This window comes from Flavobacterium limnosediminis JC2902 (genome assembly GCF_000498535.1).
GTDB classification, from domain to species: Bacteria; Bacteroidota; Bacteroidia; order Flavobacteriales; family Flavobacteriaceae; genus Flavobacterium; species Flavobacterium limnosediminis.
In genome coordinates this window covers 101228-124747 of sequence record NZ_AVGG01000003.1, presented here as the reverse complement: position 1 = coordinate 124747, position 23520 = coordinate 101228, and the positions used below count along the sequence as shown (strand labels likewise).

The window sequence follows — 23520 nt, the reverse complement described above, 5'->3', positions numbered from 1 at the left end:
CTTAGCCTCTCAGCGCCTTAGCACCTTTCCTTAAAAATCAAACTCATCCGCCAATTGCGTTTCCGTCGGAATCGAATCCTGAACGACTTTCAGTTTTAAAAACGAACGGGCATGACCGGAAATGTTTATCGGAACCGATTGTCCCACCGTGTCCTCAGGAAAAATTAACGCCCGACGCAGCATCAGGTTTTTAATAAAGTTCTGATTTTTTCGTGCATACGGTTTCTGATTTCCTTCGTTGTCGAATTGCCACATGAATTTCTTCGGTTTTGGTACGATGGAAGCCAGATACAAGCATTCGTTCAGGGTTAAGTCACCCGGTCTTTTCTGGAAATAGAATTGTGCCGCTTCGGCGATACCATACACGTTCGGACCCCATTCGATTACGTTGAAATACACTTCCAGCATACGCGATTTGGAAGCGATGCGGTTGTTTTCCAAAATGTACACCAACAGGATTTCTTCCAGTTTCCGCGAAAGCGTTTTTTCTCTCGTCAGGAACACATTTTTGACCAATTGCATGCTGATGGTACTCGCACCACGGGAAAATTTCTTGGTTTTTATGTTTTTTACAATCGACTGTTTGAAAGCTTCGTTAATAAAGCCGCGGTGACGGAAAAAGGACGGATCTTCATTAGTTAAAACCGCTTTTTCCAGATAGGGTGAAATCTGATTTAACGGCGTGTAATTCGGATTGGCAGAACCAACTAATATGGGACGTTGCGGCACACCGTTTTCAATGGCGCGATAGGTGAATTGTTCGTTAAGCATCGCCAGATTCGCTTCGCCGTATTTTACAATGCGCAGGTTTTCTTTGTTGATTTTGCTGTCGAAAATCAGTTTGTCCGGTTTGTTTTTGTTGTATTCGAAGTCGAGTTTGTAATCGAAACTTCCATCGGCTTCCATGCCTTCAAAATGGGTGAACAATCCTTGCGGCAAGGAAGTGATGAAATCCTGTGCTTTCATCTTTCGGATGTCGAGTTTCAGTTTGTAAATCGTGTCTTCTTCGGTGTTGTATTCGACAAACGGACGCACTTTGATGTGATTCAGTTGTGCCGATGAGGTGCTGTCAATCGAAATGAAATCCCTTCCCAATAAGAAACGGTAATCGAAACGGGCGTTTTTAATCACTACGTCTTTTCGGGCGATTTTCGGATGATTGATGGTAAAGTTTTCAATCGACGTAAACCCGTCAATGTGCAGTTCGCCGCTTTCCATTTCCAGTTTGTCCAGTTTTACGTGGATGTTGTCGAAACTTGATTTGAGTCCGAATCGTTCATCAATATAAGGCAGTTGAATTTTAGAAGTATCGCTGTTGAAGAATTTCAGATCGGCTTTTTTCTCGCGAGGATTGGCGAAACCTTTTATATTCCAGTTTTGGGAGAATGTGTTGGTTTTTACGTTGATGGCGGTCTGCAACTGATGGTCTTTCAGTTGCAACGTATTCATGTGAAGTGTTACTTTTCGGCCCATATCGTCCATGCGGAGCGAGAGGTTTTCGAGTTTCATTTCGGTCGGAACCAGATTTAGTGCTTTTGACAACAATCGGTATGCCAGTTTCGCATAATTGCGTTTGTCATTGGATTGTTCGGTCTTGTCTCTTTTCAGAAAAGCGTCGAAATTCCGTCCGTTTTTGTTTTTCACCAGTTGAATGAAACCGTTGTTCATTTCCAGGTTTTTCAGCTGAATATCGCCGGTAAGTAGTTCTAAAATGTTGTAACTCGTTTTTATTTTCTGTACCGATAAAAGTGTGTCGGCTTTTTTGGGAATTAAGACGATATCTTCAAGTTCTACGCCGGATATTCCGATGAAAGTGGCTTTTTTAACCGAAAAATGACAGTTGTACTGGGTGTCGAATTTGGATTCCACTTTGGCAAGAGCCTTTTGAAATAGGTTGTCACGGAAGAAATAGATTCCGATCAAAGCCAGCAGTAGCATAACTGCGAAGATTTTCAGAAAGAGAAAAAACTTTTGCTTTTTAGATCGTAGTGCCATTGTGAAAATAGTGTAATTGTGAGAGCGAAACTACTAAATTTTCCACTTCGAATTTCTTTTGGAAGTATTTTTCTTGCGGTTCCGAATATTCTACCGGTATTGCCATGCGTTTACCGTTGAAGGATTTTCGGATCAGGGTTCCATGGGAGCAAAATGAATACGCTAAGTTACAACTTTTTTTCCTCCGGAATGTATTCCATTATATCTCCGGGCTGACAATCCAGAATTTCACAGATGGCTTCCAACGTTGAAAACCGGATGGCTTTCGCTTTTCCGGTTTTGAGTATGGATAAGTTGGCGGTGGTGATGCCGATTTGCTCCGCGAGTTCGTTGGAACGCATCTTTCGTTTGGCGAGCATTACGTCGAGGTTGACAATGATGGGCATGATTATACGGTTAATTCGTTTTCTTCTTTGATTGTTTTGGCAATTTTAAAGACTTCACTTAATACCATAAAAAAGAGTGACAAACCCACTGTGAAAAGGATGGAGTCAAACCCGCCTGATGTGAAATTGATGTTTGATGTTCTGTTTTCTGAAATAATTTCTAAAATAAAAACAGGAATAGCTGTAAGCAAAGTAGTTGCCAAAAAACACTTTCCAATTTTGTTGAAATTGAGAATAATTCGATCATCGAAAATGATTCTTTGAGAGAATAATTCTAAAATTTGTTTGAAAAGATAGATGCCATATACGAAAGCAGCATACCCGAAGCAAACAAAAAAGATAGCTATTTTGGTTGGAAAATCTATGACTTCAATCGTTGTTCCATTTAGTTTTAGTGGCATATCTAAATCGCCTTCCTGAAATAGAAAAATAGTGGCTAAAACTAATGAGCCTATTATTCCAATAATTTGGAGGAAGAAGAAAAGGGAAACAAATCCTTTAAGCATGTTTAATTTTTTCATGTTTATTCGTTTAATTGGTTGAGGCAAATATATTAAAATTATCGAAAAACAATAATAAAAATATGAAAAACAATAAAATTTATAAAAATGGAAATTAATGAAGATGATTATCTTTGAATCATGAAACACTTCCCGAAATCATTAGCCGATAAGCTGAACCAACGGATTCAGAGTAATTCGCTTCGAAAGTTATCGGAACAAAATTCACTGATTGATTTTTCGTCCAACGATTACCTCGGTTTTTCGAAAAACGTATCCATTTTTGAGGCTACCCATCAACTGTTGTCGGATCGGAATTTAAAAAGTAACGGGGCAACCGGTTCACGTTTGCTTTCGGGAAATCATGTTTTGTATGCGGAAACCGAAGCTTTCATCGCGCAATTCCATCAATCGGAAAGTGCGCTGATTTTTAATTCAGGATATGATGCCAATGTGGGTTTTTTCAGTTCGGTGCCCCAACGCAGCGATGTGATTCTGTATGACGAACTGAGTCACGCTTCCATTCGTGACGGGATTCAGTTGTCGAATGCCAAATCCTATAAATTCGAACACAATGATTTTGAAGCGTTGGAGAAACTGATGCTTCGGTTTAAAACTGATACTTCCGAAATCTATGTAGTAACCGAAAGTGTTTTTTCCATGGACGGCGATTGTCCGAATATGGAAGAATTGATTGAGCTGTGTGAAAAATTCAACTGCCTTTTAGTGCTTGATGAAGCGCATGCTCTGGGTGTTTTTGGTGAAAAAGGAGAAGGTTTGGTTCAGAGTTTAGATTTGCAGGATAAAGTGTTTGCCAGAATCATGACCTTTGGAAAAGGCTTGGGTTGCCACGGCGCCGCTGTTTTGGGAAGTCAGCAATTAAAGGATTATCTGGTCAACTTTGCCCGAAGTTTTATTTATACCACGGGCTTGTCTCCGCATGCGGTTGCCACTATTTTGATAGCCTATCAGCAATTGGAAGCCGGAAAAATCAACTTGCTTCGTGAGAATATCGTTCATTTCAATCAGCAGAAAAATTTGTTGGGATTGAAGCCGTTGTTCGTTCGAAGCAAATCAGCCATTCAGTCGGCAATAATCCCCGGAAACGAAAAAGTGAAAGCCATCGCGCAACAACTTCAGGACAATGGTTTTGATGTCAAGGCAATTTTATCACCCACGGTACCACAAGGACAGGAACGCCTTCGTTTTTGTTTGCACAGCTATAATTCGAAAGAAGAAATTTCAGATGTATTTGCCTGTATTTCCTCACTTTTGTAAAAAAATATAAAAATTTTCTGTAACGTTTTGTTTATTTGATTACTTACGAGTCGTAATCAAATAAACAAAACATTATGAAATCGCCATTAATAAAAAGTTTGCGTTAGCAAACACCAATAAATAAAAAGGCGATAACATATGTGACCTATAACAATTAAAATTTACACATATGAAAACAGAAATCACTTCAAACAAAGTAAAGACGTACGCTACTATTGTTTTAATCTTATTGTCATCTTTTCTTTTAAGTTTTTCTCTTGTAAACTATTTTGTCTTTGACAAAGAAGTTTCTGCAGCAGTACTGATTATTTCGGCTATTGTTTTTGGTAAAAGCATGATGTCGATGCAGAAAATGCGTAATAAATAAAAGTCGGCGTTTCAATCATCAATCAACAAACATCAAAAAATCAATCAAAAATGAAAAACACAATTAAATCGGTCATCGTAATTATTGCCTCAGTCATTGGTTTCGGTGCCAATGCTCAAACAAAATCGGAATCGAATTCCTTATTATGGGAAGTGTCCGGAAACGGATTATCGAAATCATCGTATTTGTACGGCACCGTGCACATGATGTGTGAATCGGATTTTAAAATATCGGATAAAACCCAAAAAGCCTTCGTTAAAACAAGTATGCTGGCTTTGGAATTGGATTTGGACGATCCTTCCGAATTGGCCACCATGCAACAATCGGCTACAACCAAAGAACCGCTAAGCAAAACCTTAAGTCCTCAGGAATACCAAAAACTGGATGCTCTTCTAAAAGAAAAAACCGGGCAAGGCGCTGCAACTTTTGACAACTATTCTTTGACCACAATCATGAGTTTGGTTATGTTCAAATCTTTGGGATGCCCTCCTAAAATGTACGAATTGGAATTCATGAAAATGGCGGCGGCCCAAAATATGGAAATTATAGGATTGGAGAAATTCAACGAGCAAATCGATTTTCTGGACAAGGCATATCCGGCGCACGAGTTGATTGATCAGTTAAAGTATTACGATTCCGACTATTTTAAGCAGTTGATTACTATTTACAATTCCGAGCAGTTGGATGCAATTTACCAGATGACCAACGATCCGAAGTTTATGGATGCGGAAGATAAAAAATGGTTACTGGATATTCGCAATAAAAATTGGGCCGGTAAAATGCCGGAGTTAATGAAAAAAGAAAGTGTGTTTTTTGCGGTAGGTGCCGCTCATCTAGCAGGAGAAAAAGGATTAATTATGTTATTAAGAAAAGCAGGTTATACTGTGAAATCGGTAATGAACTGATACCATTTTGAGAACAAAAGAACAGGAATTTTTAACCCGCATCGAGCAACATAAAGGTATACTTTACAAGGTTTCCAAAATGTATATGGATAATCCTGACGATCAACAGGATTTGTTTCAGGAAATCGTCTGCCAGTTGTGGAAAGCGAATGACACTTTTAAGGGAGATAGCCAGTTTTCGACCTGGATGTATCGGGTGGCAATCAATACCTCGATTATTTTTCTGAAAAAAGAAAAGCGGAAGGTCGATAAATATGAAATAGCCTCGGACAATATCCGTGAAGAAGATTGTGATGCCCATATTAAGGAAAGTCAGTTGGAACATTTTTATCGGGCGGTTCAGAAACTGGACAAAATTGACAAGGCCATCATATTTTACCAGCTTGAAGGGTTTTCACACAAAGAAATTGGCGAAAGCATGGGTATTTCCGAAGGAAATGCGAGGGTAAAATTAAATCGGGCCAAAGAAAAATTAAAAGAAATCATAAAAAATCAAGGATATGGATTTTAACGATATACAATCAGCCTGGAACAACGAAAAAACAGAGAATGTTGTTGTTCCTACTACTACGGAAAAACTGCAATCGGCTAATACGCCATTGGATAAGATAAAAAAGAACCTGAAAAACGAGTTTATTTATCAAATAGTTTCGATAATATTTCTTGGATTCGTTCCATTTATACACCATTTGCCTGCGAAGGCTTTTGCACCGTTTTATTTGCTGTTCACCATTTTTGTGGCGGTTTGTGTTTACTATCTGGTGAAATTATACATGTTTTACAAGCGATTAAACAAAACGGCTCTGAGTACCAAAGACAGCTTATACGAAACGTATTTCGATATCCGACTGAATATGGAATTGTATAAAACCTTCGGTTTTGCCTTAACTCCGTTTTTGGTTTTGTTTATGCTCGGGTTTTTGTTTATTGGATTTTCCAAAACAGTGGATTTCTCAACCGGTTTGAGTAACGGCCATTTAACGGCTTTGTTCGCGATAGTGGCAATTTCCATATTAACGATGGGATTGGCGCTCGAGTGGTGGGTACACCATTTTTACGGAAAATATGCCAAGGAAATCCGAAAAGTAATCGACGAATTAAAAGAAGAATAATAAAAGCCCATCTTTAAGATGGGTTTTCTATTTTTGTGGAAAGATTTAAGCTAATGAAATTATTCATCACAGGAATCGGAACCGATGTAGGCAAAACCATCGCCTCCGCAATCCTGACCGAAGCTTTGGAAGCGGATTACTGGAAGCCAGTTCAGGCTGGTGATTTGGAGCATTCCGACAGTTATAAAGTTCAGCAATACATATCGAATACTAAGTCGATTTTTTTTCCGAATGCCTACGCACTCAATACACCTGCCAGTCCGCATTTAGCAGCTGAATTGGACGGAATTGTTATCGATTTAAAAACAATCAAAGAACCGAATCCCGATAGCTATCGGGAGAAGAATCATCTGGTAATCGAAGGCGCCGGCGGTGTTTTTGTGCCGTTGAATGATGAAGACTGCGTAATTGATCTGATTCAACCGGATTATAAAGTGATCGTCGTTTCCCGCCATTATCTGGGAAGTATCAATCATACTTTGTTGACGATTGAAGCTCTGAAAAATCGTAAGCTAAATGTGGCCGGAATTATTTTTAACGGGGATGAGAATAAAGCTTCGGAAGAAATTATTCTGAAGAAAACCGGACTCAAAATGATCGGGCGCATTGATAACGAGCCGTATTTTGATCAGAATGTTGTCCGGTATTACGCAGACTTGTTTAGAGATAAGCTGTTGAGTTTATAAGAAAAATGAAAATAGAAATAGAAACAAGAACCAAGAGACAAGAAGATGGAAAGAGAGTATTTGTGCTATTGTTTTCTGAATACATTTCTTGCCTCTTGTCTCTTGCCTCTTTAATATCTAAAATATAATAATGAACTTATCCGAAAGAGACCTACAATACAACTGGCATCCGTACACGCAGCATAAAACCGCGCAACCGCATATCGCCATTTCCAAAGGCGAAGGCGCTTTGTTATGGGATGAAAACGGTAAAGAATACATCGATGCGATTGCGTCCTGGTGGGTGAATCCGTACGGGCATTCCAATAAATTTATAGCCGATGCAATTTACAAACAATTGACGACTTTAGAGCACGTTCTGTTTGGCGGCTTTACACACGAGCCGGCGGTTATGGTGGCGGAAAAACTGATTCCGATGCTGCCCGATAATCAGAAGAAACTGTTTTATTCCGATAACGGTTCGACTGCGGTGGAAATTGCCATAAAAGTCGCTTTGCAGTTTTTTTACAACAAAGGCGTACGTCGCACCAAAATCATCGCTTTCGAAAATGCTTTTCACGGCGATACGTTTGCGGCCATGGCGGCGAGCGGGATTTCTTTTTTTACCGAAGCGTTTAAAGGCTCGTTGATTGAAGTGGTTCGGATTCCGGTGCCTACGAAAGGAAATGAGAAAGCCAGTTATGATGCTTTGGAACAATTGGTGAAAACCGAAGAATTTGCCTGTTTTATTTTTGAACCATTAGTTCAGGGAGCGGCAGGGATGGTGATGTATGAGGCTGCCGAACTGGATAAACTGATTGCTTTGTGTACACAACATCAAGTCTTCACCATAGCCGATGAGGTCATGACTGGGTTCGGGAAAACCGGAAAAAATTTCGCCTGCGATTATCTTAGCGAGCAACCCGATATGATGTGTCTCTCGAAAGCCTTAACAGGCGGAACGATCCCAATGGCGATTACGACTTTTACTCATGAGTTGTTTGATGGGTTTTATGATGACGATGTGAACAAAGCACTGTTTCACGGACATACGTTTACTGCGAATCCTACGGGTTGTGCAGCGGCTTTGGCAAGCATGCAATTGTTGGAATCGGATGAAATGCAAGAGAACATTCAAAGGGTGAACGCAAGACATTTCGCGTTTCAACAAAGGATACAAAATCATCATAGAGTTGCAAACACCAGGGTTTTAGGAGTGATTTTCGCATTGGAAATCAAAACCGACGGGACAGAAAGTTATTATGGCGATTTCCGAAACAAACTGTATAATTTCTTTATTGGAAAAGGGGTGATCCTGCGTCCGGTAGGAAATATCGTTTATATTTTACCGCCGTATATCATTTCGGATGCTCAATTGGAAAAAATTTACCAAACTATAGAAGAAGCATTGACAGAATGCTAACTTTGCAAAAAATTTGATTTTGAAACCGATTGCCATCACCGCACTAGCCTCTTTTTCACCCTTAGGAAATCAGCCTGAATTGATTTGGGAAGAATATCTGAAAGGAACCTCATTAATTTCCGAAAAAGAAATTGGTACCCAAAAAGTTCCGGTGGCTTCGTTGCCTGTTTCATTGCAGCAATTGGTGGTCGATTTAAAAGCTTCCGATTATAAATACAAACCGCTGGATAATTCGGTGTTGTATGCGATGTTGGCCTCCCGTGAAGCAATACGTCAGGCCGGATGGTCGGAAAATGATGTCTTCGGAATCAATATCGGTTCCTCACGCGGGGCAACCGAGCTTTTTGAAAACTATTTTGAAGAGTTCATCGCTACCGGAAAAACCTCAACTTTAGCTTCACCCACGACTACCCTGGGGAATATTTCCACTTGGATAGCTCACGATTTAAAATCCACTGGTCCGGAAATTTCCCATTCCATTACGTGTTCCACAGCGCTTCACGCGTTATTGAACGGTGTGGCCTGGCTTCGGTCGGGTATGGCTGAGAAGTTTTTGGTAGGCGGAAGTGAAGCACCGTTAACGCCTTTTACCATCGCACAGATGCAGGCGCTTAAGATTTATTCCAAAGATACTTCGGAATTCCCTTGTAAGGCTTTTGACCTTGAAAAAGAGAAAAGTACCATGGTCTTAGGAGAAGGGGCTGGGATACTTTGTCTTGAAACCGGTATTCATGAATCGGCTTTGGCTTATGTGGAAGGGGTTGGTTATGCGACTGACATACTTGAACATGGGATTTCCATTTCTACTGAAGCGGAATGTTTTAAAAAATCCATGCGAATGGCAATTGGCAATGTTCCTTTAGAGGAAATTGATGCGATTGTGATGCATGCACCCGGGACCCTTAAAGGAGATACGTCGGAATATAAGGCGATTCAGAATGTTTTTGGTGATGCTTTGCCGATGCTGACTACCAACAAATGGAAAATCGGACATACGTTTGGTTCGTCCGGAATCTTGAGTCTGGAGATGGCGGTATTAATGATGCAGCACCAGCAGTTTATTGAAGTTCCTTTTGTGAAACCGCAAGCGAAACGAAATGCCATCCGTAAAGTTCTGGTGAATGCCGTAGGTTTTGGCGGAAATGCGGTGAGTGTGCTGATTTCCAAACCGGTTTAATCTTTGGCTAAATCATTCAGTTTTTCATAAATGAGGTTGCTTTCGTAGCCTTTGCGCAGTAAATAATCGCAAAATTTCTTTTTCTTTTTCTGAATATTTCTTTCGGAAATGGAGTCCCATTGGCTTTCGGCCAAATCATGAAAGCTTTTAGTATATTCTTCGGGCATGATTTCTTTCAGCGCCCTCTCAATGTTGTATTTGGAAATTTGACGGTATTTGAGCTCGTTCACGATACGGATTTTTCCCCATTTCTTAATGTTGTGCTTCCCACGGGCAAAACTCACGGCAAAACGTTCCTCGTTTAAAAAATTATTTTCGATGAGATGCACGGTGATGGCATCGATTACCTGCGGAATCATATTTAGTGATTTCAGCTTTTCTGTAACCTCATAATGACAGCGCTCCTGGTAGCTGCAGTAATATTCCAGTTTTCGTTTGGCTTCGTCTACGGTATGGGTTTTTGGTGAATTGGTGTTCATAAGTTATTCTTAACCTAACATTAATTTAATCACAAAAGATGTTAATTCTGTTATTTTTATCTACTTTTGATGCCCGCTTTTTTGCGTTTTGTCGATTAAGGCGGATTAAATATAGGGAATTGTTTAAAATTTTACCTCAAATCTTATGAAATTAAAATTACTGTTGTTGGCTTTTTTGTTGTTTGTGACTTTGGGTTGGGGGCAAACCACTTTGGCAAATTATAAGTTTGAAAATAACCTAACAGTTGAAGCTGGCTCGATTGGTTCTCCAAATTTAACTTTTTCAATAGCACCTACATATAACGCTGGTGTTATTGGAGTTGCTTTAAGTACCGGTACCGGGGCAAATGCCAACGGGGCTTTTTTGGAAGTAACAATTGCAACAACTGGATATACTGGCGTTACTGTAAGTTGGGCTGGCAGAACCTCAAATGCTGCGACCCCTGGAAGTTGGGTTTTAACGGGTGATTCTGGATCTGGTTATGGAGCAACAATTCTTTCTCAAAGTTTAACAACAACATTTGTTAATACGGGAGATATTTCTTTGGGAGCTTCTTTTGATAATAATGCGTCAATAAAGATTAAGATAGCTGCAAATAATTCGTCTTTTAGAAATCTTAGAATTGATGATTTGATTATAAAAGGAACATTAGCGTCCCCAACAATCACTTTATCTCCAACTACTTTATCCGGATTTAATTATGTTGTGGGTTCAGGTCCTTCAGCAGAACAAACTTTTACGGCGAGTGGTTCAAATTTGGTAAACAATAGCACCGGAGATATTACGATTACACCTCCAATCGATTATGAAATTTCAACAACGTCTGGTGCGGGTTTCGGAAGTTCAATTACATTGACGCAATCAGGAGGGGTGGTAAACAATACGACAATTTATGTCCGGTTAAAAGCAGGTCTGGCTGTAAATACCTATAACGGAGAGGCTATTACGGCAAGTTCGGCAAGTGCAACCAATAAAATAGTTACTTGCAGTGGTTCGGTAACTAATCCAGTTCCGGTAATCACTCTTGCGCCTACTGCATTAGCCGGGTTCGCTTATATTCTTGGGACCGGCCCGTCTGCTGAGCAGCCTTTTATGGCAAGTGGTATAAATCTGACAAGTAATATTACCCTTACCGCGCCTGCGAATTATGAAATATCCACTGTATCGGGTGCCGGTTTTGGAAGTTCAGTATCGCTCACACAAGTGGCGGGAACTGTAACTGCAACCATTATTTATGTCAGGTTGAAAGCAGGGCTTGCTTCGGGTAATTATAATCTTGAAAATGTAACTGCAAGTGCAACGGGAGCTATAAGTAAAACGGTGGCTTGCAGCGGAACCGTTACTACGCCTACAATTACATTAACGCCTACTGCACTTACGGGGTTTACCTATGTTTTTGGATCAGGGCCTTCTACAGAGCAGACTTTTACGGCAAGTGGAGTTAATCTGTCTTCAGATATTTTGCTGACTCCGCCAACGGATTATGAAATTTCAACGACTTCTGGAGCAGGTTTTGGAAGTTCAATCACCTTAATGCAATCGGGAGGAGTAGTAAACAATACCACAATTTATGTTCGGTTAAAAGCAGGATTGGCTGTTGCAACTTATAATTCGGAAACAATCACTGCAACGGCTACAAATGCTGTAAGTAAAACGGTTACTTGTAGCGGAAACGTTGTGGCACCTCCACCAGTAAATGATTTATGCGCCAGTGCTACAGGACTGACGGTAAATGCGGTGGCGACTTCAGGAAACATGACCGGTTCTATTTTTGTAGCTCCTTTTACTGAAAAAGATGTTTGGTATACTTTTACGCCTGTCTGTACAGGAACACACACAATTACGGTAACTGGATTTACCGGTGACATTGATATCGAATTGTTTTTAGGATCATGTCCGGCTTCGACTACTTTTTTGTACAATTCTGACGGTTCAACAGTTACAGAAACAATTACACAAACGTTGACCTCTGGAGTAACGTATTATCTTCGTGTTTTGGCTTTTAATCCTGCTGCTTCAACCAGTACTTTTACTGCAAGAGTTGTTTCTGTGGGAAGTCTCACATTAACAAATGCAGGAAGTCCCACAGCGGGCAATATTTCGGCAAATACTAATAATGTAGTTTTATTTGGTTTTGATGTGACGCCAAATTCTTGTGTTTCGAGTTATGATTTTACTTCAGTTACGATCACTAAAACATTAACAGCAACAGCCTCTGATTTGTCTAATTTTAGGATATTTTATGATGCAGATGGTAACGGTGCAATAAATGGTGGGGAAAGTTCTGTTTCGGGTACTGGAATTGCTTTGGCAGCTTCGATGAATTTTACGATATCAGGTCAGACAAGTTTAATTGCTGCAAGAAAATATTTGTTAGTTGCCGATGTTGCGGTTTTAGCAACAGGCGGTAATCAATTCAGAGCAAGTATATCACCTGCTACTAATTTAACTGCGATTATAACACCAACAGGTACAGTTACAGGAACGGCAACCGGGAATATTCAAACTATTATTTATTCTGGTCCGGAAATTAATGTGACAAAAACAACAACGATCTCATCAATTCCAACGGGAAGTACTCCAAGTGTGGGTTTTGATACGGTATTTGCCACTACGAATTTAGGTTCGTCTTCAACTGCAAAGACATATAGAATATACAATTTAGGAAGTACTACGTTAAACGTGTCATCCGTTGTTTCTTCGAATCCGACTGAGTTCGTTGTGAATTCCGCAGCGCCCTTTGCTATAGCGCCCGGATTATTTGTGACTTTTACGTTAACTTTTTCTCCTGCAAATGTTGGAACGAGAACATCAACCATTTCAATTGTTAATAATGATGTTACAAATGACGGAGCTTTGACTGAAAATCCGTATACTTTTGGAGTTCAGGGTGATGGCGCTTGTGGTACTGTTTCCAATACTATTACTCCGGCTTACGGGCCTGTTGGTACAGAAGTAACGATAACTTCAACAAATGGAGCATTAAACAACTTAACTGGGGCTACTGCAACATTTAATGGAATTACGGCTACAGTTGTTTTGACTTCAGCCACCCAAATGGTTGTAATTGTTCCTGTTGGAGCTTCTTCAGGTAATTTAACTACCACAAATAGTCAGGGATGTGCGGCTTCAAATTCATTTAATATAATTAAGACTACACTTGCAGGGTGTGAAGGAGGAAACCCGGTTGGTGAATTGTTCATAAGTGAAATCACCGATGAGACTTTGGGGTCAATGACATATGTTGAAATTTACAATGGTACAGGAGCGGCTGTTAATTTAGCAGCAGGTAATTATAGAATAAAAGTGTATAATAATGGAGGAGGAGGTTCAACTTGTGATATTGCTTTAACAGGAACGATTGCAAATAACGATGTATATGTTCTCCGAATTGGAGGTAATATTTCTGAAGGGGTTGCCGGAAATGCTGGCGGTGTTATTCCGGATCAGATTGAAGACGGCTGCTCGGCGGTAAACGATAACGACAATATCAGATTGTTTAAAGGAGCTGTTCACATTGATCAATGGGGATTTCCAACAAATACAACTTTAACAGGAATTGGCGGGAAAGGTTATACGTTTAGAAGATTGAATACAGCTGCCCCTTTGCCAAGGACTACATTTGTTGAGTCTGATTGGAATGTTATTGATGCGAATGACGTTGCTGGTTTTGATTCCGCGGTAGACTATACTAATATTGGGTTGTATGATTTTTCAACGGCTACTCCGCCGTCAGTTATTTTACAGCCTTCTTACATCCCAAGTTGTAAAGAGACTTCGTTTACGGTGGCTGGAATTGAAGGTTTTCCTGCAGGAAATGCATTGGCATATCAATGGTTTGTTGCCGCTCCTGGGGCTGCTACATGGATGGTTCTTAGTGATGGTGGGGTTTATTCCGGTACTTCGACTGCTACTTTGATTGTTTCAAATAATTCAGGATTAAATAATTATCAGTACTATTGTCAGATTAGAGAAAATAGTGCCACTTGTTACAGCGCTTCCAATACTGTCAAAATAACGGAAACTCAAACAACCTGGAACGGAATAGCCTGGTCAAACGGAAACCCGACTTCAGGGGCATTGGCCATCATCAACGGAAATTATAACACGGCAATAAACGGAGATTTCGAATGTTGCAGCTTGTTGATCGACGCGACTTTTACGTTAGATATTAAAGACGGCGATTACGTGTCAATTCAAAATGACTTAACGGTGAACGGAACGCTTGAAGTGCAAAACCAAGGTTCTTTGGTGATGATTAGCGATTCGGGAATAGTAACCAATAACGGAATTACCAATGTTCGTAAGATGAGTACACCGTTCGACAGATACGATTATACGTTCTGGTCGTCGCCTATTGTAAATGCACCGATCAGTGTGTTCAGTCAATGGCAAACCAACTACATATTCAAATTAAATACAGCCACTTTCAGGGATGATAATAACGATGCTCACGATGATAACGGTGATGCCTGGGTGTTTACGCCTCAAGCCCAAGTGATGTCTCCCGGTAGAGGGTATGCGGCGATGGGTAAAATCAACCAGACGTATCCGGCTCAACAAGGCTCTGTATATAGTGGAGCGGTAAATAATGGAGTGATTACACAACCGATTGCGTTAAGTCTGGATAATGCCAAAGTGAATGATGATTTCAATCTGGTAGGGAATCCGTATCCGTCAGCCATCAGTGCCGATGCGTTTATCACGGGAAATCCGGATATTTCAGGTACGTTATATTTCTGGACACACGAAGGGAATATTCAGGTGGCAGCAATCAATCCGGGTCCGAATGCGAGGAATTTCAGTGCGGATGATTTTGCTTATTATAACTTGTCCGGTGGAACGGGTACCAGAGCCGGGCTGTTGTCCGGAAACGGAAACAGTAATGCTCCGTCCGGTTTTATTGCTTCGGGACAAGGGTTTCAGGTGGATGCTGATGCGGCCACTTCCGTTATGTTCAACAATGGGATGCGAAATAAAACGTATGCGAACACGAATTTTTACCGGACAAACACAGTTCCTGTTGAAAAAGACAGAATCTGGTTGAATTTAACCAATCCGGAAGGGATTTACTGTCAGCAGTTAATCGGTTTCTTTCCACAGGCAACCATGGCGGTAGACAGAGGGTATGACGGCTATTATACAAAATCGGCAACCTATGCTGCTTTTTATTCTATGATTGCGGATAAACCGTATAAAATCCAGGGTAGGAGTGCCTTTGATGTAAATGACAGAGTTCCGCTTGGATTCCGTTCGGCCTATCAAAAAACATATACGATTTCAATCGGTGATATAGAAGGTGTGCTTCGCAATCAAAACGTTTACATCGAAGATTTGGAACTAAATATCATTCACGATTTAAGAGTGTCAAATTATGTGTTCTCAACACCGGCGGGAGAATTTAACAATCGCTTTGTGTTGCGTTTTACAAACACCACATTGGGTAATGAGGATTTTGAAGCCACTGCGGATTCGGTTCTTATTTATACTGACCAAAGTATTAATGTAACTTCTGTTTCAGAGAGAATTAAAGAGGTCGCGGTTTATGATGTTTTAGGGCGTAGAATTGCCGAAAGGAAAAATATTGATGCCAATACGGTGTCACTGGCAAATGTCAGAAAAACACAAAGTACCTTGATTGTAAAAGTGACCTTGGATAATGGTCAGACTTTAGATCGAAAAATTGTTTATTAGTAGTTGAAAAATAATATTAAAAAAGCGTCGGATGTAAAAATCTGACGCTTTTTTATTTGGTAGAAAGAGCAAAAAAAATGCTCCCGGTAAAAGTCCCGGAAGCATAAATATTGTAACTATTTTATTAGATTAAAAGAATGGATTACGATTCTTTTCCTTTTGCCTGTGCTTCAAGGTTTCTTTCGATTTTATGTTCCGGACGGGACCATTTCGGTTTTTCGCCTAAGGCCTGGAATTTGGAATCTGCAGCTTCCACAGTTTCCGGCTGCATCAGTTTGATGAATGGTTTTTGCGGCTGCATCCCCAGCATCTCAAACATTTTCATGTCTTCGTTTACATCCGGATTCGGAGTCGTTAACAGTTTGTCTCCAGCGAAAATAGAATTCGCTCCTGCAAAGAAACACATCGCCTGTCCTTCTCTGGACATTTGGGTTCTTCCTGCAGAAAGACGCACCTGCGTTTCCGGCATAACGATACGTGTAGTAGCCACCATACGGATCATTTCCCAGATTTCAACCGGTTTTTCGTCTTCCATCGGCGTTCCTTCCACAGCCACTAAAGCATTAATCGGCACGGATTCCGGTTGTGGGTTTAAAGTTGATAAAGCTACCAACATACCCGCACGGTCTTCGATGCTTTCGCCCATTCCGATGATTCCGCCACTGCATACGGTAACATTCGTTTTACGAACATTTTCGATAGTTTGCAAACGGTCTTCAAATCCGCGGGTAGAAATAACTTCTTTATAATATTCTTCTGATGTGTCTAAGTTGTGGTTGTAGGCATACAAACCGGCTTCTGCCAAACGGTGTGCCTGGTTTTCGGTTAACATCCCTAAAGTACAGCATACTTCCATATCCAGTTTGTTGATGGTACGCACCATTTCCAATACCTGGTCAAATTCCGGTCCGTCTTTCACGTTTCTCCAGGCTGCTCCCATACATACGCGGGAAGAACCTCCTGATTTGGCGCGCAAAGCCTGTGCTTTAACCTGTGAAACCGACATTAAATCGTTGCCTTCAACATCTGTATGGTAACGGGCTGCTTGTGGACAGTATCCGCAATCTTCAGGGCAACCACCTGTTTTAATCGATAATAAAGTGGAAACCTGAACCACATTAGGGTCGTGGTTTACCCTGTGAATCGAAGCTGCCTCGTAAAGCAAGTCCATTAAAGGTTTGTTATATATCGCAATGATTTCTTCCTTCGTCCAATTGTGTCTTGTTGTTGTACTCATGCTACATTATTTGAGGGTTCAAAAATAGGTAATTCAAAACGAAGTAAAAAATTTTGTTGTAGCCTGATTTGCATGAATGTAAATCTGTACTTCAAAGAGGTAGACTTCTCATTTTTTTGATTGTTATTTTTCTGATAAAAACCTTAATGCGGATCTTTTAAAAACACAAAAGTCATTTAAAAAAAATGTAAAAAAAAGAGTTTGTGCCGGATTCAAAAAAGATGAACCATTTCATTTTGCAATTACGATTCGACACTAAAAACCGTGGCAGGAATTTTTTCCTGTTCAATCAAATAGCCTATGAAATTAAACCAGTGAGAACAATTTCTGATAATGTAAGCGTCGGATGAAACCGTAATTTTCTGCTGGTCGATTATCGCCTGATCGGCATTGTTTTCCAAAATAACGCTCCAATTCAGGTTTTCTTTATGCGATAATTCCTCAATCATCTTTTTGATTCTTCCGCTGTTTGAAACCGGCTTATCGAATATCCAGATAATGTTGCCGATTTTATGCCTCTTATAAAAACTGGCAACGCAATCCAAAGCAAGTGTGGTTTGACTCACCCTTTTGTATGTTCCGTGCACACTGGATAAATCGCGATAACAGCCGTCCAATCCCTTGAATAAATAGGCGTTGGAAAACAAAGTTTCCAGTAAAATGAGTACGTTGAATCCGTCAAATACCAAATCCGCTCCCATTAATCTGTCGATAGTGACTGCCTTGCTTTTTACAACCGTCAGTTGCTCTTCCGATGCAGCCATACTTTGAATGGCACGAAGCTGCCTTTGGGTTAGCTTGTAACGTGTACCTACTGCCTGCAAAGCGTTCTTCTCAGAATAATTTCTGGAGAGCAGATAGTGCAAATCGGATAGTGCTTCTTTGAAAGTAAGTCTTGCCTCGGTTCCAAACGAGATGTCGTCTTTGGCTTCTTTTCCTCTGTTGGTTTGTTTGCTCATGCAGGAATGTGTATTTCTTAATCAATTCCATTTGTAACCATGTGTCCTGATTCAAATTGTTCAATCAATTACAATTTAAATAATTATTTTTAAGCAGGATTTAAATCACAATGCTAAAATTTGATTTTTTTATAAAAAAGAGTGAAAGAGATAAGTAATTGTGTTTTGTTTTTCAGGATAAAGCCACTTTAATAAAAATCAGTGTTTTATAAATATTTTTCTTAAATTTATTACAATGAAAGGAATTGAGTTTTACCTTTCGGTGAGTTTTTTTGATAAATTCATGATTTTGTAAAGTATAGTTTGCTGCCTGCACCCAACAGGATAAATAATTATTCGGACTTCGACTATCAATATACAAAAGGCATTGCCTTCTTGCTTATGAAAAAGTTCTGCTTAGTATTCGGCATAAGTTTAATTTATCTAAACCTTTTAGCGCAACAGGTCAATCAGTCCGTTTTTGTAATTTCAGGACAGATAATGACTGACACGGGCTACAACTTTAATCAAATCAATCCCGATTACTTTGATGTATTGCGCCCAACACAATTGCCGGCATATAAAAATCAATACGGTACAGACGGGAATGTTTTTTTTGGTGTGCGACAATCCATGTTGGGTTTTAACAGTTCAACGCAGACCCGCTATGGTGAATTGACCACCCGCTTTGCATTTGACATGTTTGGAGTAGGTGTCGATGCTGGACAAACTACCTTTCACCTACTTTATGCCTATGCGGAAATGGGAATGTTTGGCGTTGGCCATAACTGGGGCTTGTTTTGTGATTTTGACGGTTTTCCGAATGCCGTCGAATATTGGGGACCTTCAGGGATGTCGCTTTGTAAAAATGTCCAATTGCGTTTTATTCCGCTTAATGGACGAAACAGGCTGGCTTTTGCGCTTGAGCGTCCGGGTGCAAGTGCTGATCAGGGAGTATACCGCGACAGGATTGAACTCAGCGATGTGAACTTGAAATTTGATGTGCCCGACCTGACTGCTGAATTTCGGGCAACCCGTCGATGGGGTTATGTCGAATTAGCTGGGGCTGTCCGAAAAATTGAGTGGGTCGACGAAGGCAATGAGGCGTATGATCTTAGCGGCAAGGTTGTTGGATGGGGTTTTAATCTGAGCACCAATCTTAAGTTAAGTAAAAAAAGCTTATTTATAGGCCAGACCGTAATCGGAAAGGGTATTCAGAATTTTATGAATGATGCGCCGACGGATATCGGTATCGAAAATGATTTTGGAAATGCAAATGCCCCAATCAAAGGAGTAACATTGCCGCTTTATGGTTACACAGCCTATCTCAATCATCAGTGGAATGAAAAATTCAGCAGCATCATTGGTTATTCAGCCGTAAAAATAGATAATTCCAACGGGCAAAGTGCGGATGCCTTCCGTCACGGCCGTTATGCAAGTACGAATCTTTTATTTAAGCCGTTCCCGAATGTAACATCCGGTGTTGAACTTCAGTGGATTAATCGTGAAAATTATAAAGATGGCTGGACATCATCGGCCACTAAAATTCAGATTAGTTTCAGGTATTCCTTTAAAGAAGAGATTAAAAAGTAAATCAGTGATGGACTTCAATTCAAAAGCATCTTTTTGAAAGCATAATTATGAGAATAATGCAAAAAATCCACTCGAAGGAGTTCGTTCGGCAACAAGTGGCTGTCGGAATTCGATATTTTATATTTAATTTCTGAGCAGTAAGTTGTTGGTATTCAGATAAAATACCGAAATTAGTAAGATAAACCGCTTTTTGCTTTTCAGATGGATTCAATACTTGTGGATGTACTTAATTTCAGGATGACGCAATCGGAATTTATCGTCAGGTTGCTTGTGGCTATCGGGATTGGCTGTCTGATGGGTTTGGAACGCGAACACAATGCAATGAAAGAAAAAGTACAGAGTGTTGCGGGTATAAGAACCTTCGTTTTCGTGGTGCTGTTGGGGTTTATAGGGGCAATGACCTCGTTTCTTTTTTCTCCTTGGATTTATTTCGGAGTCTTACTGGCGATTATAATTATCGTGGGAATATCGTATTGGATAACTGCATCGCGTGGTGATATCGGCGCTACAACTGAATCTTCCGTTTTGATTGCTTTTTTCTTGGGAAGTTTAACGTTTCTGGGTTTTATCGAAATTAGCCTGATGATTACGGTTGTCGCTGTAGTGCTGCTTTCCGCTAAAATAACACTCAAAGCTGTAATCGGAAAAATAACCGGAGAAGAGCTGTATGATTTTATCCGTTTTACGGTACTTGTGCTGCTGGTTTTTCCTTTTTTGCCCAATGAAACTTATGGGCCGTACAATGTTATCAATCCTCATGAAATCGGTCTGGTTATTATCCTGACATCCGGTTTGGGATTTGTGGGGTATGTGCTGATGAAATTTTTTGGTGCCGAAAAAGGGATATTGCTTTCGGGTTTAATAGGTGGACTGGTTTCAAGTACCGCCACTACTTGGATTTTCGCCAAAAAAAGCAGGGAAAACGAGCGCCTGTCACTTCATTGTGCCACCGCCATTTTTGCAGCTTCGGCGATGATGATTGTTCGCGTTTTTGTGTGGACTTTCCTTTTTAACAGATTGCTTTTTGAGGAATTGTATCTGGCAATGCTCGTTGTGTTAGGTGTGGCAGTACTTTGTGCGCTCTATTTTTATTTTAAGCAGCGTAAGGCAAACGGGATGGAAGATGTTGTTCGTAAGGATAAACCTTTGGATCTTCACGGTGCCTTGGTTTTTGGTTTTTTGTATACGGTAATTCTGCTGATTGTCAGTTATGCCAATGAGAATCTTGGTGATGAAGGGATGTTAGTGTCAAGTGCCATAGCCGGTTTTTCGGATATTGATGCTATCACAATATCGATTTCTAAATTAACCGGAAGTTCTCTGGATGTGATTCTTGCCTCAAAAGCGGTCCTGGTTGCTGCCTCGAGTAATACGCTGGTGAAAATGGGAATCGGGATTTGGACCGGCGGCCGGCTTTTGCGAAAATATCTTTATATCGGTTACGGCGCTATTATTTTGTCGGCTGTAATTGCCTTTCTTATTTTGTAGCTAACAGGGATTTAAATAAAAAAACCTCTCATTTCTGAGAGGTTTAGTACCCGGAGTGGGAATCGAACCCACACACCTAAGTACACGAGTTTGAGTCGTGCGCGTCTACCAATTCCGCCATCCGGGCTAATGGATCGGATGTTTACTTGCTAATTTTTAGAAAAAATTAATTAAAGTTGTGCCATCCGGGCGTTTCATTATGTTTGGATGTTTACTTTCTAATTTTTATAAAAAATTAATTAAAGTTGTCCATCCGGGCATTCAGATTAAGTGGCTTTAAAAAGCATCTGAACAATTGATTGTTTCAATCTGGGTGCAAATGTAAATAAAAAATATTCAAACAATCAAATATAACTTGGAAAAATATCTGAAAAAATTGCTTTCAGAGTTGAATTTAATTTCTAAATTTGCACCGCGTTATAGCAATACAACACTAACTAACTACACCCGAGGCGTTTATATGCATCAGGCTTTAGAAAATCGATAAAGCCGAATCGTATGGAGCGTAGCGGAATAATAACAACGAATAAAAATGTCGCACATTGAACCGGAAGCAAAAATTTTTGCATGTTCACAAAGTACCTACCTTGCCGAAAAGATAGCAAAGCACTATGGTGCCGAGTTGGGTAAGGTAACGTTCTCAACTTATAGCGATGGGGAGTTTCAACCGTCTTTTGAAGAGTCAATCCGCGGATTACGTGTGTTTTTGGTGTGTTCGACATTCCCAAGCGCCGACAATTTAATGGAGCTTTTGCTGATGATTGATGCGGCTAAGCGAGCTTCGGCCCGACACATCACCGCTGTAATTCCATACTTCGGATGGGCGCGTCAGGACAGAAAAGACAAACCGAGAGTGCCGATTGGAGCGAAGTTGGTAGCAAAATTATTGGAATCTGCAGGAGCGACCCGAATCATGACCATGGATTTACACGCCGATCAGATTCAGGGCTTCTTCGAAAAACCGGTAGACCACCTGTTTGCTTCAACCATCTTCCTGCCGTATGTGGAAAGTTTAAATTTGGATAATTTGACCATCGCATCACCGGATATGGGAGGTTCAAAAAGAGCCTATGCGTATTCTAAGTTCTTGGAATCCGATGTGGTTATCTGTTACAAACAAAGAAAAGCGGCCAACGTTATCGATACAATGGAGCTGATCGGAGATGTAAGAGGAAGAAACGTGATTTTGGTGGACGACATGATCGATACCGGAGGAACATTGGCGAAAGCGGCCGACATGATGATGGAAAAAGGTGCGTTAAGCGTGAGAGCGATTTGTACGCATGCGATTTTATCCGGCGGAGCCTATGAAAAAATTGAAAACTCACAAATTAAAGAGTTAATAGTTACTGATTCAATTCCTTTGAAAAAACAAAGCGAAAAGATTAGAGCGATAAGTTGTGCGCCATTGTTTGCAGAAGTAATGCACATGGTACAAAACAACAATTCGATCAGCAGTAAATTTTTAATGTAGTATTTTATTAATATTTAAATAGTTCAAATGAAATCAATTACGATTAAAGGATCAGAAAGAGAAAGCGTAGGAAAGGCTTCAACGAAAGCGGTACGTAATGCTGGAGCGGTTCCTTGCGTGTTATACGGAGGAGATCAACCAGTACATTTTTCAGCTGAAGAAAAAGCATTCAAAAACTTGGTTTACACTCCAAACGTACACACTGTTGTGGTTGAATTGGAAGGCGGAAAATCATACAACGCTATTCTTCAGGACATTCAGGTACACCCTGTATCTGACAAAATTTTACACATGGATTTCTATCAGTTACATGATGACAAAGAAATCACTATGGAAGTACCGGTTAAAGTTACGGGAACTTCTCCAGGTGTATTATTAGGAGGTGTTTTACGTCTTAACCAACGTAAACTTAAAGTTAGAGCTTTACCGGCTAACTTACCTGACTTCGTAGAGGCTGACATTACGCCACTTGAAATGGGTAACAAATTGTATGTGACTAAAATCCCTACAAACAACTTCAGATTATTACACCCGGACAACACTGTGGTTTGTCAGGTGAGAATCTCACGTGCTGCGATGAAAGCTGCTCAGGAAGCTGCAAAAGCAGAAAAAGGAGCAAAAGGAAAGAAAAAATAATTTTCAATCTTTTCAATATCAGAAAGTCCCGATTTTTTCGGGACTTTTTTTATTCCCCTCCTTCGGAGGGGTGCCCAAAGGCCGGGGTGGTTTTTGTGGATAAACCATATAGGCTTTTACCGCGGATGAAAATCGTTCAAAATCTGCGAATCTGCGGTTTATTAATTTTTTA

The 23520-nt window shown here is 40.3% G+C and carries 20 protein-coding genes and 1 tRNA gene; 13 read left to right on the top strand and 8 right to left on the bottom strand.

The genetic code is table 11. The features are described from left to right. Positions 1 to 30: 30 nt before the first annotated feature. The 4 genes from FLJC2902T_RS05145 to FLJC2902T_RS05135 form a co-directional block, all read right to left on the bottom strand. Positions 31 to 1938: a transglycosylase domain-containing protein gene (locus FLJC2902T_RS05145; RefSeq protein ID WP_023578713.1), complete on the bottom strand. Its 1908-nt coding sequence runs from the start codon at positions 1936 to 1938 to the stop codon at positions 31 to 33. 40 nt (positions 1939 to 1978) lie between these two features. Beyond that, the gene (locus tag FLJC2902T_RS16560) at positions 1979 to 2101 is read right to left on the bottom strand and encodes a hypothetical protein (protein ID WP_023578712.1); all 123 of its coding nucleotides are present in this window, start codon (positions 2099 to 2101) and stop codon (positions 1979 to 1981) included. A gap of 61 nt (positions 2102 to 2162) precedes the next feature. Continuing rightward, a complete protein-coding gene (locus tag FLJC2902T_RS05140) occupies positions 2163 to 2381 on the bottom strand; it encodes a helix-turn-helix domain-containing protein (RefSeq protein ID WP_035677327.1) in 219 nt (72 codons plus the stop codon). 2 nt (positions 2382 to 2383) lie between these two features. Next, on the bottom strand, positions 2384 to 2902 hold the full coding sequence (locus FLJC2902T_RS05135) for a DUF2975 domain-containing protein (RefSeq protein ID WP_023578710.1): 519 nt from the start codon (positions 2900 to 2902) through the stop codon (positions 2384 to 2386). A gap of 120 nt (positions 2903 to 3022) precedes the next feature. On the opposite strand from FLJC2902T_RS05135, the gene FLJC2902T_RS05130 reads away from it, so the two are divergent. The 8 genes from FLJC2902T_RS05130 (at position 3023) to FLJC2902T_RS05095 (ending at position 9808) form a co-directional block, all read left to right on the top strand. Beyond that, entirely contained in the window at positions 3023 to 4159 is a 1137-nt protein-coding gene (locus FLJC2902T_RS05130; RefSeq protein ID WP_023578709.1) for an aminotransferase class I/II-fold pyridoxal phosphate-dependent enzyme, read from the top strand. A 169-nt stretch (positions 4160 to 4328) separates the two neighbouring features. Continuing rightward, complete coding sequence (locus FLJC2902T_RS05125) at positions 4329 to 4526, top strand: hypothetical protein (protein WP_023578708.1); 198 nt, start codon at positions 4329 to 4331, stop codon at positions 4524 to 4526. A gap of 50 nt (positions 4527 to 4576) precedes the next feature. After that, a complete protein-coding gene (locus FLJC2902T_RS05120) occupies positions 4577 to 5431 on the top strand; it encodes a TraB/GumN family protein (RefSeq protein ID WP_023578707.1) in 855 nt (284 codons plus the stop codon). A gap of 7 nt (positions 5432 to 5438) precedes the next feature. After that, the gene (locus FLJC2902T_RS05115; RefSeq protein ID WP_035677324.1) at positions 5439 to 5942 is read left to right on the top strand and encodes an RNA polymerase sigma factor; all 504 of its coding nucleotides are present in this window, start codon (positions 5439 to 5441) and stop codon (positions 5940 to 5942) included. Next, a complete protein-coding gene (locus tag FLJC2902T_RS05110; RefSeq protein WP_035677323.1) occupies positions 5932 to 6543 on the top strand; it encodes a hypothetical protein in 612 nt (203 codons plus the stop codon). The genes FLJC2902T_RS05115 and FLJC2902T_RS05110 overlap by 11 nt, the downstream gene beginning before the upstream one ends. Positions 6544 to 6596: 53 nt before the next feature. Then, a complete protein-coding gene (gene bioD / locus FLJC2902T_RS05105; protein ID WP_023578705.1) occupies positions 6597 to 7229 on the top strand; it encodes a dethiobiotin synthase in 633 nt (210 codons plus the stop codon). A 130-nt stretch (positions 7230 to 7359) separates the two neighbouring features. Beyond that, a complete protein-coding gene (gene bioA, locus FLJC2902T_RS05100; RefSeq protein WP_023578704.1) occupies positions 7360 to 8631 on the top strand; it encodes an adenosylmethionine--8-amino-7-oxononanoate transaminase in 1272 nt (423 codons plus the stop codon). Between the two features lie 16 nt (positions 8632 to 8647). Next, positions 8648 to 9808, top strand: a complete 1161-nt coding sequence (locus tag FLJC2902T_RS05095; RefSeq protein ID WP_035677464.1) for a beta-ketoacyl synthase N-terminal-like domain-containing protein — start codon at positions 8648 to 8650, stop codon at positions 9806 to 9808. Here FLJC2902T_RS05095 and FLJC2902T_RS05090 read toward each other — a convergent pair. Beyond that, on the bottom strand, positions 9805 to 10287 hold the full coding sequence (locus FLJC2902T_RS05090; RefSeq protein ID WP_023578702.1) for a regulatory protein RecX: 483 nt from the start codon (positions 10285 to 10287) through the stop codon (positions 9805 to 9807). The two genes, FLJC2902T_RS05095 and FLJC2902T_RS05090, sit on opposite strands and share 4 nt — an antisense overlap. A 145-nt stretch (positions 10288 to 10432) precedes the next feature. On the opposite strand from FLJC2902T_RS05090, the gene FLJC2902T_RS05085 reads away from it, so the two are divergent. Beyond that, entirely contained in the window at positions 10433 to 15982 is a 5550-nt protein-coding gene (locus tag FLJC2902T_RS05085; RefSeq protein ID WP_023578701.1) for a T9SS sorting signal type C domain-containing protein, read from the top strand. A 142-nt stretch (positions 15983 to 16124) separates the two neighbouring features. Here the strand turns inward: FLJC2902T_RS05085 and bioB are convergent, their stop codons facing one another. After that, positions 16125 to 17219, bottom strand: coding sequence for a biotin synthase BioB (gene bioB, locus FLJC2902T_RS05080; RefSeq protein ID WP_023578699.1), 1095 nt, complete (start codon positions 17217 to 17219; stop codon positions 16125 to 16127). A gap of 242 nt (positions 17220 to 17461) precedes the next feature. Continuing rightward, positions 17462 to 18178, bottom strand: a complete 717-nt coding sequence (locus FLJC2902T_RS05075; RefSeq protein WP_023578698.1) for a DUF434 domain-containing protein — start codon at positions 18176 to 18178, stop codon at positions 17462 to 17464. Between the two features lie 381 nt (positions 18179 to 18559). Here FLJC2902T_RS05075 and FLJC2902T_RS05070 point away from each other — a divergent pair, with 381 nt between their 5' ends. Then, positions 18560 to 19750: a DcaP family trimeric outer membrane transporter gene (locus FLJC2902T_RS05070; protein WP_035677460.1), complete on the top strand. Its 1191-nt coding sequence runs from the start codon at positions 18560 to 18562 to the stop codon at positions 19748 to 19750. A gap of 201 nt (positions 19751 to 19951) precedes the next feature. Next, on the top strand, positions 19952 to 21238 hold the full coding sequence (locus tag FLJC2902T_RS05065) for an MgtC/SapB family protein (RefSeq protein ID WP_035677321.1): 1287 nt from the start codon (positions 19952 to 19954) through the stop codon (positions 21236 to 21238). 47 nt (positions 21239 to 21285) lie between these two features. Here FLJC2902T_RS05065 and FLJC2902T_RS05060 read toward each other — a convergent pair. Further along, positions 21286 to 21365, bottom strand: a tRNA-Leu gene (locus FLJC2902T_RS05060). Positions 21366 to 21770: 405 nt separating this feature from the next. Here FLJC2902T_RS05060 and FLJC2902T_RS05055 point away from each other — a divergent pair. Together FLJC2902T_RS05055 and FLJC2902T_RS05050 are read left to right on the top strand one after the other, a co-directional pair. Next, positions 21771 to 22712, top strand: coding sequence for a ribose-phosphate pyrophosphokinase (locus tag FLJC2902T_RS05055; protein WP_023578693.1), 942 nt, complete (start codon positions 21771 to 21773; stop codon positions 22710 to 22712). A 27-nt stretch (positions 22713 to 22739) separates the two neighbouring features. Next, positions 22740 to 23348, top strand: a complete 609-nt coding sequence (locus tag FLJC2902T_RS05050) for a 50S ribosomal protein L25/general stress protein Ctc (RefSeq protein WP_023578692.1) — start codon at positions 22740 to 22742, stop codon at positions 23346 to 23348. The last annotated feature ends 172 nt before the right edge of the window (positions 23349 to 23520 follow it).